The organism is Pseudofrancisella aestuarii, assembly GCF_003574475.2.
In the GTDB taxonomy this organism is placed as follows: Bacteria; Pseudomonadota; Gammaproteobacteria; order Francisellales; family Francisellaceae; genus Francisella; species Francisella aestuarii.
Genome location: NZ_QLIS02000001.1, coordinates 331,222 through 349,686, shown reverse-complemented (window position 1 = coordinate 349,686; position 18,465 = coordinate 331,222). Strand labels below are relative to the sequence as shown.

The following is an 18,465-nucleotide window of genomic DNA, read 5'->3' as shown; positions in this document are numbered from 1 at the left end:
ATCTAATTACTCTCCATGAACTAATTCATTAGCTAATTTTTTAGCTTTTGAAAAATCTGTCTTACCAGAACCTAACTTAGGTATTGAATCAACTTTAAAATAGTTTGTTGGTTTATAAAGATTTTCTATACCAGAATGTCTAACAATATCTTTTAATTCAGCTTCATCTATATCTAATGTATATAATAAATTTATAATTTCTCCCCTCTTTGCATCATTAGTAGCTACCGCAAGTATTTCAAAATCTATTTCATGAGAATCATGACCTTTTTCTCTTAATGCATCATATATTTTTTGTTCTAACAGGCCTAAACTAACCATTTCACCAGCAACTTTGGCAAATCTTGAATATCTGTCTACAACAGTAAGGTAGCCCTCACCATCTATTTTTCCCTTATCTCCGGTTATATACCAAGTATAACCATATTTTTCAATCATAACCTCATCAGTTTTAGACTTATCATTAAGATAATAATCCATTTTGTTGACACCTCTATATATGATCATACCTTCTTCACCTAAAGGTAATTCCTCATGAGTGTCTGGGTTAATTATTTTGAACTGCCCACCTGGAACAGTATGCCCTACAGTTCCTATTTTATTTTTTTCTTTTCGAGGCCTATTTACTGCAGCCACAGGTGAAAGTTCAGTAGTACCATAACCTTCATTAATTACTTTATCAAATTTAGCTTCAAACATAGTTCTAACTTCTGTTGATAATTTTTCAGCGCCAGTAATAATAAGCCTTAAACTCGCCAAGTCTTCTTTTACAACTGATTTATTTTTTGTGTAAATTCTTAAAAAAGTAGGCGTTGCACAAAGCACTGTTGATTTATATTTTTTGATTAAGTTAGCAACACCTTTAGCATCAGTAGGATCTGGATGGCAAGCAATAAAACCGCCTTGAAGTAGAGAAACTAAAGATATTGTCAAACCAAATCCATGAAATATTGGTAAAATACCAGCAACTGAATCACCCTCTCTACATTCAATAACTAAAGTGCTTTGATAGACATTAGCTAAAACATTTTTATGTTTTATAACAATTCCTTTAGGAACACCTTCACTTCCACTGCTAAATATTATAAATGCCAAATCATCAAGCTTTGCTGCTTTAACATGTTTCTTGACTAATACATCTACAGGTAAAAGCTTAGTTTCAAGAAGAACCTTGATTGCTTCAGCTTTCTTGATTGATGCCTTAATATCCTCTAAATAAATAATCTTGCATGTCGAGAATATTTCTTCAACAAAAAAACCTTTATTAGCTAGCTTTTCAACAAAAGCTCTTGATGTAATAATAGTTTCTATTTCAGCATTACTAATTGCATGTCTAAGTGCATCTGGTGAAGCTGTGTAGTTTAAATTTACTATTCCCTTTGCTTTCATCAATAAAGAAAGTAATGCTAAATATCCTCCACTACTAGTAGGTAAACAAATACCAACATTAGCTTCACCTTTTGTCAATTTTTCTAACTTTTGAGACATAAGGATTGATGCTATAGTAAATTTATTACCATCAAGAGTTGTCCCCAACGTGTCAGTTATAACTCTGTTTTTACCAGCATTTAACATTTGCCTAAACCAAATTTCATTAAGTGGCTTTAAACAAGCTAAGTATTTATCCCAAGTTTTAATAGATAGATCATCTAATTCTTCTTTAACTGTCTTTAGACTATTTAATTTTTCTATGTCGAAGAATATTTGTTTTCTTAAATTTTTTCTATCTGAAAAGCTAGGCATCTCAGGACCACAAATAAACATTAAGTATCTACTTTCGCTATGCTCAACATGAGATATATCTTCAATATTTATTAAAAGTAGGCTGTCTTTTTTCCAAAAAGAAACATGATCTGTATAGTTAATTCCATTAGCAATCAGTTTTTTTCTTAAACTTTTAACTTTAGGACTTATCCTTCCTAATACAGTAATTTTAAGATTTTTCTTAATTTCTTTTATAGCTAGTATAGATATGATAGACGTATCATTAGATATTAAAATAGAACCGTTTTTTAAACTATCTAAATTTAGATTCTCATTATATTGATAAAGATAAGTTTGGTTCAAAGCTTTATGTATCGATGATTTAAGCGAATTAAAAAACATTGGTTCTCCTATTTATACCTAACTATAACCACAAGATATTATGTTATCATATAACAACTTAATTTTTTATAAATTCAATACTTATGCCAGAATTACCAGAAGTAGAGACTGTTAAAAATGGACTAATAAGTCATATTATAAATAAAAAAATATCTTCGATTAAAATAAATATAGATAAACTAAGATACGCTATTGATAAAGATAAGTTTTCAGAGATTGTTAATTTAAAAGTTAGAGAAATTCAACGCAGAGGAAAGCATTTAATTATCTTCTTAAACGATGATTTACAACTAATAGTGCATTTAGGAATGTCTGGAGTTATAAAAATAGAAAGTAAAAAAAACTATAGCTTTAAAAAACATGATCACATATTAATAGAATTTGAAGAAGAGATTTTGATATATAATGATACGAGAAGATTTGGATATTGGTTAATTAATAATAATAAAGCTCCTTTAAATCATAAAGTCTTAGTCAACCACGGCGTTGAACCATTAACTGAAGATTTTAATAGTGAATATTTAGCGCGTAAACTTAAAAATAGTTCTAAAAAGATAAAACAAGCTATTATGGATAATAGCACTGTAGTTGGTGTAGGCAACATATATGCCTCAGAGGCTTTATTTAAAAGCAATATTTTACCAACAAGAATATCTAAGACTTTATCAAAAAAAGAAATAACCAAACTAGTCCACGCTATAAAAGAAATATTAAAAATAGCGATAGAGCAAGGTGGAACCACTCTAAAAGATTATAAAAATACAGAAGGCAAGCCTGGTTATTTTTCTCAAAAATTAAATGTTTATGGTAGAGCTAAACAACCTTGTTACATTTGTAAAAGTGAGATTAAAAGTGAAGTTATAGGTCAAAGAAATACTTATTTCTGTACAAAATGTCAGAAATAAGGAGAATTAAGTATTATACGTCAAGGTTTACAACATTTAGAGCATTAGATTCTATAAAGTCTCTTCTTGGCTCTACTTCATCTCCCATCAAAGTTGTAAATAAGGCATCAGCCTCTACAGCATCTGATACAGATACTTGCAGTAGAACTCTATTCTCTGGATCCATTGTAGTCTCCCAAAGCTGTTCAGGGTTCATTTCACCAAGACCTTTATATCTTTGAACATCCTGTCCCTTTTTAGCTTCCTTCAGCACCCAATCAATGGCGGATTCAAAATCATCAATATATTCCTTACGAGCGCCCTTCTCCACATGCGCACCTTTAAAAGAGATATCTGCGATCACCTCTCCATAAGTAACTAGACTTTCATAATCTTTCGTAGAGAAGAACCCATGCTTAACAATATAGTCTGTATTATGACCGTTTTGATAATGATTTATGCCATAGGCTAAATGTTGTTGTTCATTATCATCAGTATATGTTTGTTTTATGAATTTAAACTTTTCATATGCTAAAGCTTTTTCATTACATTTATCTACTATATTTTGCCACCATTCATAAGCATTTTCGTCTGTATATCTACTACTGTACGCAAATGTTCTTAAAAGCTTCTCAGGATAAATTTTTGCATATTTTTTTATAACTTTTTCATATTGTTGATATAAGTTATAATAATTAGATAAAGCAACGCCTGAAATAGTAGTTTCGCCAGCAACTATTAAAGTTCCTTCTAAACCAATATTTCCTAAATATATAGCCAATGCATCTTCATCTTTAAGATATGTTTCTTGTTTACCTCTTTTTATTTTAAACAAAGGGGGTTGAGCTATATATAAATATCCTCTTTCTACCAACTCAGGCATTTGTCTATAAAAAAAAGTCAGAAGCAATGTGCGAATATGAGAACCATCGACATCAGCATCCGTCATCAATATTATTTTATGATATCTAGTCTTTTCAGGATCATAATCTTCAGCGCCTATTCCACATCCGAGAGCTTTTATCAAGGTACCAACCTCTTGTGAAGCAAGCATCTTATCAAAACGAGCTTTTTCAACGTTTAATATTTTACCTTTAAGAGGAAGTATGGCTTGTGTTTTTCTATCCCTTGCTTGCTTGGCAGAGCCTCCCGCAGAATCTCCCTCAACTAAATACAATTCTGAAAAAGCTGGATCCTTTTCTTGGCAATCTGCAAGTTTCCCAGGCAATCCAGCTATATCTAAAGCACCTTTACGACGAGTCATATCGCGAGCTTTACGTGCTGCTTCTCTAGCTTTTGCAGAATCTAAGATTTTTTCACAGATTATTTTAGCTTCTTTAGGATTTTCTTGTAAAAACTCTCCAAGCTTTTCATTCACCAAAGACTCTACTGCAGATTTAACATCAGAAGATACTAACTTATCTTTTGTTTGAGATGAAAATTTAGGATCAGGAACTTTCACAGATAATACAGCAGCCAAGCCTTCTCGAGTATCTTCACCTGTTATAGTAACTTTTAGTTTTTTATTAAAGCCTTCAGCTTCAATATAAGTGTTCATAGTTCTTGTTACTGCTGCTTTAAGCCCAGATAAGTGAGTACCACCATCTCTTTGAGGTATATTGTTGGTAAAACAAAAAATCGATTCCTTATAAGAGTCATTCCATTGTAAAGCTAGTTCAACTTGAATATTATCTTTTTCGCCACCAACTGCAACAACATTTTCATGAAGTGGCTTCTTACTTTTATTTAGATACTTGACAAAAGCAATTATTCCACCATCATATTTAAAAATTTCTGATCTATCATTTACCTTATCAATTAATTCTATTTTTACACCCGAGTTTAAAAAAGATAACTCTCTAATTCTTTTCATTAAGATGTCATAATCAAAATCTACAAAAGAGAATGTTTCCTTACTAGGTTTGAATCTAATTGTTGAACCAGTTTTGTCAGTGGCTTCCATTTGTTTTAGAGGATACTGAGGCACTCCGTGTACATATTCTTGATAATATCTATATCCGTTACGACAAATATCTAAAGAAAGCCATTCTGATAGGGCATTTACTACAGAAACGCCTACACCATGTAAACCGCCAGATACTTTATATGAGTTATCATCAAACTTACCGCCCGCATGCAATACAGTCATAATAACTTCAGCAGCAGATCTTCCCTCTTCTTTATGAATGTCTGTTGGTATCCCTCTACCATTATCACTTACAGAAACAGAACCATCCGTATTTATAATTACTTTTATGTCATCACAATGACCAGCCAATGCTTCATCGATTGCATTATCAACAACTTCAAAAACCATATGGTGAAGACCGCTTCCATCATCTGTATCACCAATATACATTCCTGGTCTTTTTCTTACGGCATCAAGCCCTTTTAATACTTTAATACTAGACGAGTCGTAAGCTTTATTTTCAGACATTAAGAAACTCCAACTTATTTAAGAATAAACTAAAAACAATTAGCGAAATTATAACATAAATAAAACCAAATTGTTTTAGATATGATAAAAAGTCATTTTAAGACCTTATTAAAATTAATCTAAAATGCTAGAATGTAGTAATTTTATAGGTTAATGGTGTTAAAGGTTAGGTTTTGAAACAGTCTCATAAGTTATTATTCATAATACTTTTTATCTCTTTAATTGCAGGGGCTTTTTTTGCAGGTAAAGAAAGTGAGAAGAAAGAAGTGAAAATAGCAGTTGAGAATGATGTAGCATTTAATGAAACAACAAAAACTCCTGAAACAACTCGAAACTGTAGACCTGCAGTCAAAAGCTCTAGAGATAATTATGTTATCGGTTATGGAAGTTTAATGAATAAAGATTCAAGGATGATAACAGTTCCAGATGCTAAGTTTGCTGCTCCAATTTTAGTAAGTAATTTTGAAAGAGTATGGGCATCAAGAGGAACTAAATCTAACGCTACTTATTTATTGGCTATTCCTAATGATGGTTATTTAATGAATGCTATTTATTATCCGTCATCAGCTGAAGATATACAGGCTACAGATTTAAGAGAAGCTTCATACTGTAGAGTTAAAGTACCAAGAAAAGATATTCTTCCTTTAGGCATTAAAAGTTTACCTAAAGGAGATTACTGGATGTATGTCAAAAGTTTCAGTGATGCTGAATTTCCTACTAAAGATTTCCCTATACTTCAATCATATGCGGATGTTTTTTTAACTGGTTGTTTGCAAACTCAGGGAGAATTTAACTTAACAGAGTTTGGAAAGCTTTGCTTTACAACAACATATAATTGGGATTTGGCAAATTGGATGAATGATAGATCTCACCCCCAATATGCAAGATATTCAGACACTACTAGAAAATATACAAACCAAATAGATGGCATCATTTCAAGAATGGGCATCAATGATGATCAACTCTAATTTTTCTCGTAAAATTTGTATCGCGCCTATGCTAGATTGGACAGATAGGCATTATCGCTATATGATGCGACTAATTACTAAAAAAACCATGCTTTATACAGAGATGGTCACACTAAATGCCATTTTGCATGGAAATAAAGATATCTTACTAAAATACTCTGACATAGAACATCCAGTAACTTTACAATTAGGTGGCTGTGTAGCGAAAGATTTTGTCACTTGTGGCAAATTGGCTCAAGACTTAGGGTATGATGAAATAAATATAAATGTAGGCTGCCCTAGCGAAAGAGTACAAAAAGGAAATTTTGGTTTATCTTTAATGGCTGAACCAGAAACAGTAGCTGATTGTGTAAAAGCAATGAAAGACAACTTAGATATTCCAATATCTATAAAATGTCGCATTGGCTATGATAACAATGATAGTTATTCAGAGTTATGTAATTTTCTACAAATGCAAATTGAGGCTGATATTGACTATATTTGTATTCATGCTCGTAAAGGTTGGTTAAGCGGTTTATCTCCTAAAGAAAATAGAACTATTCCAGAACTAAATTATGATATTGTTTATAATGTAAAAAGAGATTTCCCTAATAGCCAAATTGGAATTAATGGTGGGATAAAAACATTAGGTGATATAAACAATCATTTAAAGCATATTGATAGTGTAATGATTGGAAGAGAAGCTTATCATAACCCAATGATTTTTAAAGGTGTTGATGAAGTTTTCTATAACGATAAAAAAAATGAGTTAACTCCATACAAGGTAGCTGAACAATTTATAGAATATATTGAAGATCAAATGCGTAATGATTCATCTGTAAAGTTAAATAATATGACTAAGCATACCCTAAACCTTTTTAACGGCTTACCAAATGCTAAACTATTTAGAAGACACTTAAGTGAAAATGCTACTAAAAAAGATGCTAACGTTGATACATTTATTAATGCATTAAAAGTTTTTAATAACCTTGAGTAGAAAATGAGTCGCTATAATAAAAGGATAGCTAAGAAAGCAAATCTAGAATACATTGAAAAGTTTAAATCAGGTTATAAACGAGTACGTAAGGGAAGTGGCTTTGCTTTTTATTGTGAAAAAAAGAAGCTGATAACTAGTGATTCAATAAAAAATAAAATAAAAGATCTCACTATCCCGCCAGCTTGGGAAAACGTTTGGGTATGTAAAAAATCTAACGGTCATATTCAAGCTACTGGCTATGATGAACAAGGACGAAAACAGTATATTTATCATCCCAAGTGGGTAGCATTACAGCATGCTCTTAAATATGAACATTTATTACTTTTCTCTCAAGTTTTGCCTCGCATTAGGTCTAGAGTAGATTATGATCTCAAACGAAAAAGACTTTGTAAAAAAAAGGTAATTGCAGCATCAATAAGATTATTAGATAAATCTCATATAAGAGTTGGAAATATCCAATATCAAATAAAAAATAAAAGCCGAGGACTTACTACACTTAGTAAAAAAAATGTAGATATAGATGATATATCTATATATTTACATTTCAAAGGTAAGAGTAAGGTTGATCATAAAATAAGATTTACAGATGCTAGGTTAGCAGAAGTTTTACAAGAGTGTCAGGGTTTGGAAGGACAGTTTCTATTTAGCTACTATAGCAATACAAATGTGCTCACTAACATAACATCTACAAATATTAATCGTTACTTAAGAAGAGTTGCTAGAAGCTATATTAGTGCTAAAGACTATAGAACATGGTGGGCCAATGTTTCTTTTATTGATTACATACGTCAAAATGAAAAAGAGAATGAAGGTAAACTACTTAAACAAGCTATAGAATATGCAGCTAAGGAACTAGGGAATACTCCAAACATTTGTAAAGAAAGTTACCTACATCCATCAATTTTAGAAGCATATGAACAAGGACTTTTGCCTGAGTGGATTAGAGAAGAAGAAAAAAAATACGTAAAAACCTCAAACTACATGTATAAATCAGAACAGCTTTTTACTCAAATTTTAATTAGATTAGGCTAACTCTACTATTTAAAGAAATTTAAGAATGTTGTAATAGTTGCAGCATTAAAAAAATCAATAAATAAAGAACCTACTAATGGCGTGACAAAAAATGCTACAGGTGATGGGAAGTTTTTAGAAGTAAAAGCCTTCATATTTGCCATTGCTGTAGGAGTTGCCCCCAACCCAAAACCACACTGCCCTATTGCTAAAACTGCAGCATCATAATCCTTACCTAATGCTTTGAATGTTATGTAATATGAAAATAGTGCCATAAGAATTACTTGTGCAAAAAGAATTACACACATAGATAAAGCCATATTAATAAGAGCTTGAAAATGTATATTCATTAAGACTATTGCTAAAAATAAGCTAAGTGAAATATTACCAATAGTTAGTATCTCATTATGCTCAATAGTCAATTTTTTAGAAAAATCAGAAATATTCCTAGCTACCGCAGCTATAAGCATAGCACCTATATAGTCCGGCATGATAAGTCCTATATATCTAAAAACATATGTCACTAACTCGCCTAAAGTTATTACTACTGTTAAAAGAATGATAGCCCTAAATAATCCATGCTCTGAAATAGGTAATTTAGAATCTTCATCAGTTTCTATTTTCATAGAGTTAAGCTCTGCTTCTGAAACTCTGGGCTTTAGATTATGTCTTTTCATAATAAAGTGGCCAATAGGTCCTCCAAGCAAGCCCCCACACACTAGACCAAAGGTTGCAGCCGCAGTAGTGATTGTTGCTGCATGTTCTAAGCCAAACTGCTCAAGCACTCCAGAGAATGCTGCTGATGTTCCATGTCCCCCTACTAGAGGTATAGAACCGTTAGCCAGACCAAAAAGAGGGCTTAAGTTAAATCCTATCGCGATAGAGATACTTAAGATATTCTGCAATATAACTAATACAGCTGTACATAAAACAAATACAAAAAGAAGCTTTCCACCTCGTATGAGAAGTTTAAGGCTTGAAGAAAATCCAACTGTTGCAAAGAATGTAACCATCAATAAGCGCTGGACATCTCCATCTGTTATAAATCTAATTATATGATTTGATTCTAATATGCTAAGAATAATTGATATAATAATCCCGCCTATTACAGGAATAGGAATGAAAAATTTCCTTAAGAAATATACGTGATTATATACAATTCTCCCAACACCTAAAACTATAGCTGCTGCAAAAAATGTACCCATAACATTAAGATTATATTCAATCATTGAAAAAACCTTAAATAAAAATTATTTTAGCTTAAAGAGAGAATTTTACACTAAGAAAGAAAATTAGTTAAATATTTATTCCAAAGCCAGATGCTATATTTTTAACATCATTAGCATTTAAATCTTTTACCGCCTTACCATTTACTTGAGTATTTAATAAATGTTGCGCATCATTAGCATTCATTTCTGATATAGATTTACCATTTATTTTTGTATTTTTTATAAGTTGCTTAGTTTTTTCATCAGCTCCAGTTTTTTCAATAATATTATTAGCAACATCTTGAACATTTACTGATTTTAAAATATTGTCTATAGATGACTTATCAATACTAAAATTAGTGTTGTTTAAATCTCCAGATAACAAAGCATTTAATTGTAAATTTTGTAATTTTTGATCAAATCCATTAAAGTCAGCAGTTACTCCATCTAAATTTACAACTAAAGGAATGTTAAAGCTTATATTTTTACCTGATTCAAAATTCCAACTACCTTTTCCACTAATGCTTGCATTTTTAGCATTTAATTTTAAATTTTGAATATCTAAACCTTTAACAAGATTATTTCCAAGATTTTTGAATTTAAACTCTACATTATTAGCCGTATCTGCTTTGTTAGAAATTGTAACATTTGCATTTATGTCATCATTCTTCGCAGTATTAATTTTAATAGTAGTTGGCTCACCTAGAAGTGTAGGGTTAGTTGATATATTCCCCAAATAAACATTAAAGATATTACCAAAATCTTCATAATTATTGATATATGTATTTAAAATAGTAAGCATCGGCTTTTTAGTTTCTAAGCTTTCAGCTCTAACGTTAGCATATCCATAAGTTTTAGCTTCTTCTTTTGCTACATTTTGTTGTTCTTTAGCAGTTGTTTTTGGTGAAGGTTTAAAGTTACTTAAAACTTCAGCACCTTGTTTTATACCTTTTGCAACTTTACTTGCTGTTTTTGCATTATTAAGATAATTATCTAAATTAAGCTGTTGTAACTTATTCACATCACCTGATATTGTTTTAACATTATTGATATTCTCATCAACAGCTGGATTTATAGCTTGAGTTTTTTCACCATAAAGTTCACCTTTCGAGCTTCTTTCTTTATTTAATTTAACTCCATCTAATTTAACGTTATCTAACACTAGGTGTTTTGTTAAAATTCCAGTCATATTTAAGCTAGCACTTACAGATTCAGCATAGAATCTATCTTCATGTAGATCACTAGGGTTTGCAGCACCTAATCCAGCTATTTCTAATTTTGCCTCACTAAAATCTAAGTTTATTGATTTATAGTCAACAGTTGCTCCATTAGCTTTAGAAAGCTGTTGTTTAATTATATTAGAAACTAATGTTGTCTCTAATAGTTTTGGGGACATATATATTAAAGCAACTATAATAGCTACTAGTGTAACTCCCAAAATTCTAAATGGTTGCAAAAATCTTTTCTTTGCCATTTTTTGCCAGTCTACTTTAGAAATATTTTTTCCTAAAAGTATTTTTGAAGCTATTTTAGTACTTAATTTACTTGTGATTTTAGTATACAATCCATTCTCTGCTTGTAGCTTTGCCATTTTAGAAACAAAGCCTTTATAAATTTTTGCAAGAATTAATCCTACTACAACACCTAAAATTATTGATACGACAAAAGCACCAGTCACAAGATAATAGTCAAATCCTGCATATGCTAAAACAGGAGTATTTACTATTTTCTTAAATAATGGTTGAGCAAAACCATCTATTAAAAATGTACCTACACCAAAGCTAAGTCCTTCTATCATAAAAGATAGTGCCTTAGCTATTAGCGCAATTATTATAAATATTCCGATATTTACTCTTAAGATCAACACTAAGAATATAGTGAGAATAAATAATAGTGGTGCATAGCTAAAGCCAGGAATAAATCCAAACACAAAACCCAATATAGAAACTAAGAGCAATTGAGCAGGAGTTGTCTGACTAAAGATAGTTGACATTAATTTGTTATATATTTTTTTCATCATAATTAATAACCTTTACTAGTATTAAATTTACTCTTCTAAATCATACAGTAACATTTATAAAAAATATATAAACAAAAACTACCGACCTAAAACCGCTAATTTATATTAGAAAAACTATAACAAATACGCTATTATCTTAACTGTTTAAATTAAAATTTTCGTTAAACGATCAAATAAGGAAGAAAATCAATGAATTTACATGAATATCAAGCTAAGGATCTTTTAGAAAGTTATGGTCTAAAAGTTCAAAAAGGTATTGTAGCTCATAATCCTAACGAAGCTGCACAAGCATTTGACCAAATAGGCGGAAAATTTGCAGTTGTTAAAGCTCAAGTGCATGCTGGTGGACGTGGTAAAGCTGGTGGTGTTAAAGTTGTAAAATCATCTCAAGAAGCACGTGAAGTTGCTGAGAAGCTTATTGGCACAAATTTAGTTACATTCCAAACAGATGCTGATGGTCAACCTGTAAATTCAGTAGGTGTTTTTGAAGATGTTTATCCTGTTTCTCGTGAATTATACTTAGGAGCAGTTGTTGATAGATCTAGCCGTAAAGTAACATTCATGGCTTCATCTGAAGGTGGTGTAGATATTGAAGAAGTTGCACATAATACTCCTGAGAAGATTTTAAAAGTAGAAGTAGATCCTTTAGTTGGTCTTCAACCATTCCAAGCACGTGAAGTTGCTTTTAAACTTGGTTTGGAAGGTAAACAAATAAATGACTTCACAAAAACTATGTTAGGTGCATATAAAGCATTTATAGAATGTGACTTTGCTTTATTTGAAATCAACCCTCTTGCTGTTAGAGAAAATGGTGATATCGTTTGTGTTGATGGAAAAATCAATCTTGATTCAAATGCTCTTTATAGACATCCTAAATTATTAGCTTTAAGAGACAAGTCTCAAGAGAATGCTAAAGAGCTTAAAGCTTCTGAACATGAGCTAAACTATGTTGCTCTTGAAGGCAATATTGGTTGTATGGTAAATGGTGCTGGTCTTGCAATGGCTACTATGGATATCATTCAGCTTTATGGTGGAAAACCTGCAAACTTCCTAGATGTTGGTGGTGGTGCTACTAAAGCTAGAGTAATAGAAGCATTCAAACTAATTTTAGATGATGAAAATGTAAAAGCGGTTTTGATTAATATTTTTGGTGGTATTGTTCGTTGTGACATGATTGCAGAAGCAATTATTGAAGCTGTTAAAGAAGTAAATGTAACTGTACCAGTTGTTGTTCGTTTAGAAGGAAACAATGCTGAATTAGGTTCTAAAATACTATCTGAATCTGGCTTGAAATTAATTCCTGCTGATGGTTTGGCTGATGCAGCTGACAAAGTTGTAAAATCATTAGCTTAATAAATTAAAAAATTAAAAGGAATATTGAATAATGAGCGTATTAATTGATAAAAACACAAAAGTTTTAGTACAAGGTTTTACTGGTAAAAATGGTACTTTCCATTCAGAGCAAGCTATTGCTTATGGAACAAATGTTGTTGGTGGTGTAACTCCTGGTAAAGGTGGTACTACACATTTAGATAGACCAGTTTTTAACACAATGGAAGAAGCTGTAAAAGCTACTGGTGCTGATGCATCTGTTATATATGTACCAGCTCCATTTGTAAAAGATTCTGCAATTGAAGCAATTGACTCTGGTGTTAAGCTAGTTGTTATTATCACTGAAGGTGTTCCAACTCTAGACATGCTAGTAGTTAAAGAATACTTAAAAGGTAAAGATGTAAGAGTTGTTGGACCAAACTGCCCTGGTGTTATAACTCCAGGTCAATGTAAGATTGGTATTATGCCTGGTCATATTCACCAACCTGGTAAAGTTGGTATCATATCTCGTTCTGGTACTTTAACTTATGAAGCAGTTGCTCAAACAACTAAGCTTGGTTTTGGCCAATCTACTTGTATCGGTATAGGTGGAGATCCAATCCCTGGTATGAATCAAATTGAAGCTTTAGAACTTCTTCAAAATGATCCTCAAACAGAAGCTATTATTCTAATTGGTGAAATCGGTGGTACTGCTGAAGAAGAAGCTGCTGAATATATCAAGCACAATGTTACTAAGCCAGTTATCGGTTATATCGCTGGTGTTACAGCTCCTCCAGGAAAGCGTATGGGTCATGCTGGTGCTATTATCTCTGGTGGTAAAGGTACAGCTGAAGAAAAATTTGCTGCTTTTGAAGCTGCTGGTATCGCTTATACTAGATCACCTGCTGAAATTGGTAAAAAGCTTAAAGAAGTTACTGGTTGGTAATAAAAATTACTTTCTACGAAATAGTGATCGTAGATTTCTCTTAATTAAATTTTTCCAAATTAAAATAGGTAAACTTGAGAAAAAATCTTTCGCAGAGCCTTTACCTGCTTTTTTTAATACTCTTTTAACGACGGTAGGCTTTACTGGATAGAAGAAATCTTCTGTGCTTATTTCTTTATTATTCATTAAAGCTTTTATAGCTTTCCTAACTAAAATAGGATTATTCCAGTCTAATTTAAAAACAATTTCTCTTTTCTTATTAAGAATAAATACAGCATTAGGCATACTTCCATATATTTTATGTGCATCGCCTTCTATATTATCTATAAAGATTATTCTTTGTTCTTTTTCAGAACTTCTAAGCTCAATAGCACATTTTTTCTTATCATTATAACTTTCATGGCTTTTGATATTTGAACCAGGATGTGCTTCTCTAACATACAAGACTGCAAAAGATATATTTTTAAAATCATTAGCTATCTTTGACATAGAGTCCCTTCTTCCCTGAAATAATGGGCATGTGATACTTCCCATTTCGAGAACTAAATATTCTCCATTAAAATCAAGAAGGTTTCTATACTCTCCATCAGTAGTCTCTAGTTTTACATCTATAGCTGTATCTCCTACTTTTAGGCCTTGTGATATTTCAAAGTTATATTTATCTGATGAAAAATTATCATAATTATAATTACTCATTTTTAGCCTTTTAAAAATGTATATAAAATACTGTAGGACACTTTTAGCTGGTTTTCAATTTTATTTAATATTTGTATTGTCATCTGATATAGTTGCTGCGTTATAAATATAAGAAAAAGATATACTGATGGATAAGAAAGAAAAAAATATTTTAGTTACAGGGTCAAATAGAGGTATAGGATTAGGATTTGTTGAATACTATTTAAGAAAGGGATATAACGTAATAGCTACTTGTAGAAATACTAAACAGGCTGATAACTTACAAAAACTTAAATCCAATTATGAAAATAACTTATTCATAGAAAGTTTAGATGTTTCTGATCCTCTCGAGCAACAAAAGCTATATGATAAATATAAAGATATAACTTTGGATATACTAATAAATAATGCTGGAGTTTATCCTGAACATCATGAAAAAATTAGTATCTCAAAAACAGATCCAAATTGGATTGAAGAAGCTTTTAAAGTTAACTGCTTAGGAGCTTTTTATTTAATTCATTATTTTAAGGAAAGTCTTCAAAAATCTTTAAATCCAAAAGTTATAAATATGGCTAGTCAAGCTGGATCTATTGAACAAACAAAAGCTGGATTTGGTTATTCATATCGTATATCTAAAGCTGCTTTGAATATGCTTACGAAAACATTTGCATCAGAGTGCCCAGAGATTATTACTATTAGCCTACGTCCTGGTTGGGTTAAAACTCAAATGGGTGGAGAGAAAGCAACATTAGAAATAGATGATAGCATATCTAATATGGCAACTCTTATAGACAGACTTAAATCTGAAGATTCTGGAAAATTTTTAGATGCTATGGGTAATATAGAAAAGTGGTAGTTATAAGCCTCTCTACTATAGTAAAAGACATATCCCTACCTGTGTAAACGGTTTAATAATTAAATAGACACTGATATCCTTAAACTAATAAAAAAATATATATTTTAAAAATGGATTATTCCACTATTAAAAAGTTAGGTATTATTCTTGCCGTAGGTTCTTTAGCTGTTTGGATTTTATATCCATTTGTCTATGCATTTTTATTTGCTGGACTATTAGCAATAATGCTTTTTCCCATTCAACAAAAGCTTGAAAAACATATAGGAAAAGGAAAAAGTAGTTTTCTACTAGTTATGGCTATACTTTTATGTGTATTTATTCCATTATTCCTAATAGTTTCTTATGCAATAAGTGAAGCTATTATTTATGTGAAAAATATAGAGTCATTATCTCAATTTTTTAATAGCTTAGAAGAGCATTTAAGTAAAATTCCTTATATAGGCGATTATGCTAAAGATCAGTTACATAAATTTGTTACTTCTGTTCAGAAAGATAAAGCTAAAATAGCCTCACACTTAGACACCCTTCTACCAACTGTTAAATATGTTGGATCAACAGGAATAAGTTTGGCAACTAATTTTATTATTACCCTACTGTTGGTATATCAGTTTTTAGTAAGTAGTACGGCTCTAGAAAAATTCTTTGATAAAGTTGTTTTAAAAGATTTTGAAGATGGGAATAAGTTTTTAAAAACTACTGTTAATACAACAAGAAGAGTTAGTTTAGCTGTTTTAACTACAGCCTCATTAACTGGTATTATTATGGGTATAGTTTATTTTGCTTTAGGAATTCCAAGTCCTATATTATTTGCTTTTATTACAGCTTTAGGAGCTATGATACCTTTCATGGTGACAATAGTTTATGTTTTCTTAAGCATCGGTGTATTTGTATTATTTGGATTAACAAAAGCTATAATACTTCTAGTGATAGGTTTTACTCTAAATATGATTACAGATAATGTTATTTCACCTAAGATTATTAATAAAGAAATGAAGCTCAGCTTTGTAGCATCTTTACTAGGAATCATGGGGGGTATAGAGGCTTTTGGAATTATTGGAATATTTTTAGGACCAGTTATATTTAATGTAGTATTTGTAGGTATTCAAAAAGCTATGAGTGAGAGTGAAAAGATTTAAACTGAGAAAGTTTGATGCTCTATCGTTTCTTTATCATTATTCTTTGTAAACCTAGTAACAATAAATCCTGTAATTATAACTAAGCTTCCACCTATCATAGTTAATAAAATTCTATCTATAGATAATATATGGTGATATTGACCCAATAAGTGCGTAAGTGATAACACAAACATTTCAATTAAAAGAGTCCTAGTCGAGAAAGAATACCCTATTGCAAATATTCCAAATAAAAGTAAAGATAAAAATATGAAATTAATCCAAAAAATGTCAGGCATTATAAAAGACATTAAGAAAATAATAATAAAAGCACCTATAGCATTAACAACTATTCTAGTTATTGCAGTTTTACGTATCATACCTTCTGAAGAGCTTTGCAATATAGCTAAAATTGTAATATTAATCCAATACAAATGCCCTACTTCATTAAAATGTTTTAGGTAAGAAGTTATAAATGTTGCTATTACAAGTGAGCTAAAGCATATTAATGACAAAGTATATCGTTGTGAGTTATATACTTTTTTATAGTAAGTTCTTGATCTATAAATAATGTGTTTATCAAATATCCAATAAGTTAGTAAAAATATAATAATTAATATGATAGAGCATAGAGCAAGTATAGAAGCTTTATATAAATCAAAAGGGAATGCTACAGAAATAGAAAACACTAATGCGCCAATAATAAATATATTAGACTGATTTTTAAATCTAGGAATTAAGAAGGCTAAAGTGCCATAACAAATAGTAATTAAACCAGATAGCTCTGGTAGGTAAAAGCTTATTATTCCTCCAACCAATGTTGAAACTATTATAACTCCAGCTCCTTCAATAAGTAGTGACAATGGTTTTTTACTAGGTGAAAATGTAGCAACTGTAAACATAACAGACATATTAAATAATATTAATAAAGAATGATGGTCTAACCCTAGAAAAGTAAAAACTGCTGCACTAATAATACAAAAAGTTGTTATTTTAATTCCCTCTAAAACAAATATAGGCTTTCTAATCACAATATGTCATTTTTTATTTTATGAATATTAATATGATAAACCTTACTTCTAACTAATCTAGTCATAATATATAATTTTGTTGAAGCTTTTATTAACTTTTAAGGAAGAGTTATGTCTAATGTTAAGAATAAAGTTGTTTTGATTACAGGTGCTGCTTCTGGTCTTGGTTTAGGAATGGCTAAAGAGTTTGCCAAACAAGGTGCCAAAGTTGTAATAGCTGATTTAGATTTAGAAAAGTCTAAGCAGGTAGCAGAAGAAATTGCTAAAGAGAATAAGGTTGAAACTTTAGCAGTACAAATGAATGTTGTTGATGAAGCTCAAGTTAAAGAAGGAGTCGATGAAACTGTTAAAAAATTTGGCCGCATCGATACTGTTATTAATAATGCAGGTATTCAGATAATCTCACCTATTGTTGATTTTAGTGTATCTTCTTGGAAAAAATTATTTGATATTCATATGACTGGTACTTTATTGGTAACTCAAGCAGCTATGAGACATATGATTGAACTAAAAACTGGCGGTAGAATCATAGTTGTAGGCTCTGTACATTCAGTCCTTGCTTCAAAAAATAAAGCCGCTTACGTTGCAGCTAAACATGCACAAGTTGGTTTTGTAAGAGCTCTAGCAAAAGAAGGTGCTGAACATAATATCTCATCGAACTTGATTGGACCAGGTTTTGTAATGACTCCTTTAGTAGAAAAGCAAATTCCAGAACAAGCCAAAGAGCTAAACATCTCTGAAGAAGAAGTTGTAAAAAATATTATGCTTGGAGGCACTGTTGATGGTGAGTTCACCACAGTTCAAGATATTGCTGATACTGCTATATTTTTAGCGGGATTCAAAACAAATGCTCTAACAGGCCAGAAAATTTTGGTAAGTCATGGTTGGGGCATGTAAATTTAGTATCATAAAAAATTCTCTATG

General features: G+C 31.0%; 15 protein-coding genes. 9 read left to right on the top strand and 6 right to left on the bottom strand.

The genetic code is table 11. The annotated features are described in order from the left end of the window. Nucleotides 1–6 precede the first annotated feature (6 nt). Nucleotides 7–2,106, bottom strand: coding sequence for an iglABCD operon regulator MigR (migR, locus tag DNK87_RS01780; RefSeq protein WP_119330487.1), 2,100 nt, complete (start codon nt 2,104–2,106; stop codon nt 7–9). Nucleotides 2,107–2,189: 83 nt separating this feature from the next. Between migR and mutM the strand changes: the two genes are divergently transcribed. Beyond that, complete coding sequence (gene mutM / locus DNK87_RS01775; protein ID WP_119330488.1) at nt 2,190–3,011, top strand: bifunctional DNA-formamidopyrimidine glycosylase/DNA-(apurinic or apyrimidinic site) lyase; 822 nt, start codon at nt 2,190–2,192, stop codon at nt 3,009–3,011. A 13-nt stretch (nt 3,012–3,024) separates the two neighbouring features. On the opposite strand, the gene gyrB is transcribed toward mutM, so the two are convergent. Beyond that, a complete protein-coding gene (gene gyrB, locus DNK87_RS01770; RefSeq protein WP_119330489.1) occupies nt 3,025–5,427 on the bottom strand; it encodes a DNA topoisomerase (ATP-hydrolyzing) subunit B in 2,403 nt (800 codons plus the stop codon). Between the two features lie 173 nt (nt 5,428–5,600). On the opposite strand from gyrB, the gene chaC reads away from it, so the two are divergent. Genes chaC through DNK87_RS01755 form a run of 3 tightly spaced genes read left to right on the top strand, consistent with a single transcriptional unit; the run spans nt 5,601 to nt 8,403 of the window. Further along, complete coding sequence (gene chaC / locus DNK87_RS01765; RefSeq protein ID WP_119330490.1) at nt 5,601–6,395, top strand: gamma-glutamylcyclotransferase ChaC; 795 nt, start codon at nt 5,601–5,603, stop codon at nt 6,393–6,395. Then, nucleotides 6,352–7,371, top strand: a complete 1,020-nt coding sequence (dusA, locus tag DNK87_RS01760; RefSeq protein ID WP_377654303.1) for a tRNA dihydrouridine(20/20a) synthase DusA — start codon at nt 6,352–6,354, stop codon at nt 7,369–7,371. The genes chaC and dusA overlap by 44 nt, the downstream gene beginning before the upstream one ends. A 3-nt stretch (nt 7,372–7,374) precedes the next feature. Beyond that, the gene (locus DNK87_RS01755; RefSeq protein WP_119330492.1) at nt 7,375–8,403 is read left to right on the top strand and encodes a DNA topoisomerase IB; all 1,029 of its coding nucleotides are present in this window, start codon (nt 7,375–7,377) and stop codon (nt 8,401–8,403) included. A 5-nt stretch (nt 8,404–8,408) separates the two neighbouring features. On the opposite strand, the gene gltS is transcribed toward DNK87_RS01755, so the two are convergent. Together gltS and DNK87_RS01745 are read right to left on the bottom strand one after the other, a co-directional pair. Beyond that, nucleotides 8,409–9,611 (bottom strand): sodium/glutamate symporter, encoded by a 1,203-nt coding sequence (gene gltS, locus DNK87_RS01750; RefSeq protein ID WP_119330493.1) that lies wholly within the window; start codon nt 9,609–9,611, stop codon nt 8,409–8,411. 67 nt (nt 9,612–9,678) lie between these two features. Then, nucleotides 9,679–11,610, bottom strand: a complete 1,932-nt coding sequence (locus tag DNK87_RS01745) for a TIGR03546 family protein (protein WP_119330494.1) — start codon at nt 11,608–11,610, stop codon at nt 9,679–9,681. Between the two features lie 189 nt (nt 11,611–11,799). Between DNK87_RS01745 and sucC the strand changes: the two genes are divergently transcribed. Together sucC and sucD are read left to right on the top strand one after the other, a co-directional pair. Further along, nucleotides 11,800–12,963, top strand: a complete 1,164-nt coding sequence (gene sucC / locus DNK87_RS01740; protein ID WP_071664064.1) for an ADP-forming succinate--CoA ligase subunit beta — start codon at nt 11,800–11,802, stop codon at nt 12,961–12,963. 31 nt (nt 12,964–12,994) lie between these two features. Next, nucleotides 12,995–13,867 carry a succinate--CoA ligase subunit alpha gene (gene sucD / locus DNK87_RS01735; RefSeq protein ID WP_119330495.1) on the top strand — a complete coding sequence of 291 codons (873 nt, stop codon included), beginning with the start codon at nt 12,995–12,997 and terminating at the stop codon, nt 13,865–13,867. A gap of 6 nt (nt 13,868–13,873) precedes the next feature. Here sucD and DNK87_RS01730 read toward each other — a convergent pair whose 3' ends face one another. Further along, nucleotides 13,874–14,563 (bottom strand): deiodinase-like protein, encoded by a 690-nt coding sequence (locus DNK87_RS01730; RefSeq protein ID WP_119330496.1) that lies wholly within the window; start codon nt 14,561–14,563, stop codon nt 13,874–13,876. A gap of 127 nt (nt 14,564–14,690) precedes the next feature. Here DNK87_RS01730 and DNK87_RS01725 point away from each other — a divergent pair, with 127 nt between their 5' ends. Both DNK87_RS01725 and DNK87_RS01720 read left to right on the top strand, forming a co-directional pair. Next, nucleotides 14,691–15,398, top strand: coding sequence for an SDR family oxidoreductase (locus tag DNK87_RS01725; protein ID WP_119330497.1), 708 nt, complete (start codon nt 14,691–14,693; stop codon nt 15,396–15,398). Nucleotides 15,399–15,493: 95 nt separating this feature from the next. Next, nucleotides 15,494–16,534, top strand: coding sequence for an AI-2E family transporter (locus DNK87_RS01720; RefSeq protein WP_211360943.1), 1,041 nt, complete (start codon nt 15,494–15,496; stop codon nt 16,532–16,534). On the opposite strand, the gene DNK87_RS01715 is transcribed toward DNK87_RS01720, so the two are convergent. Beyond that, a complete protein-coding gene (locus DNK87_RS01715; protein WP_119330499.1) occupies nt 16,531–17,541 on the bottom strand; it encodes an FUSC family protein in 1,011 nt (336 codons plus the stop codon). The genes DNK87_RS01720 and DNK87_RS01715 overlap by 4 nt on opposite strands. A gap of 111 nt (nt 17,542–17,652) precedes the next feature. Here DNK87_RS01715 and DNK87_RS01710 point away from each other — a divergent pair, with 111 nt between their 5' ends. Beyond that, the gene (locus DNK87_RS01710; RefSeq protein WP_119330500.1) at nt 17,653–18,438 is read left to right on the top strand and encodes a 3-hydroxybutyrate dehydrogenase; all 786 of its coding nucleotides are present in this window, start codon (nt 17,653–17,655) and stop codon (nt 18,436–18,438) included. The last annotated feature ends 27 nt before the right edge of the window (nt 18,439–18,465 follow it).

Excerpts from the sequence above, each read along its gene's own strand:
- migR (WP_119330487.1), bottom strand. The coding sequence starts at position 2,106 with ATGTTTTTTAATTCGCTTAAATCATCGATACATAAAGCTTTGAACCAA.
- mutM (WP_119330488.1), top strand. The coding sequence starts at position 2,190 with ATGCCAGAATTACCAGAAGTAGAGACTGTTAAAAATGGACTAATAAGT.
- gyrB (WP_119330489.1), bottom strand. The coding sequence starts at position 5,427 with ATGTCTGAAAATAAAGCTTACGACTCGTCTAGTATTAAAGTATTAAAA.
- dusA (WP_377654303.1), top strand. The coding sequence starts at position 6,352 with ATGGCATCATTTCAAGAATGGGCATCAATGATGATCAACTCTAATTTT.
- DNK87_RS01755 (WP_119330492.1), top strand. The coding sequence starts at position 7,375 with ATGAGTCGCTATAATAAAAGGATAGCTAAGAAAGCAAATCTAGAATAC.
- gltS (WP_119330493.1), bottom strand. The coding sequence starts at position 9,611 with ATGATTGAATATAATCTTAATGTTATGGGTACATTTTTTGCAGCAGCT.
- DNK87_RS01745 (WP_119330494.1), bottom strand. The coding sequence starts at position 11,610 with ATGATGAAAAAAATATATAACAAATTAATGTCAACTATCTTTAGTCAG.
- sucC (WP_071664064.1), top strand. The coding sequence starts at position 11,800 with ATGAATTTACATGAATATCAAGCTAAGGATCTTTTAGAAAGTTATGGT.
- sucD (WP_119330495.1), top strand. The coding sequence starts at position 12,995 with ATGAGCGTATTAATTGATAAAAACACAAAAGTTTTAGTACAAGGTTTT.
- DNK87_RS01730 (WP_119330496.1), bottom strand. The coding sequence starts at position 14,563 with ATGAGTAATTATAATTATGATAATTTTTCATCAGATAAATATAACTTT.
- DNK87_RS01725 (WP_119330497.1), top strand. The coding sequence starts at position 14,691 with ATGGATAAGAAAGAAAAAAATATTTTAGTTACAGGGTCAAATAGAGGT.
- DNK87_RS01710 (WP_119330500.1), top strand. The coding sequence starts at position 17,653 with ATGTCTAATGTTAAGAATAAAGTTGTTTTGATTACAGGTGCTGCTTCT.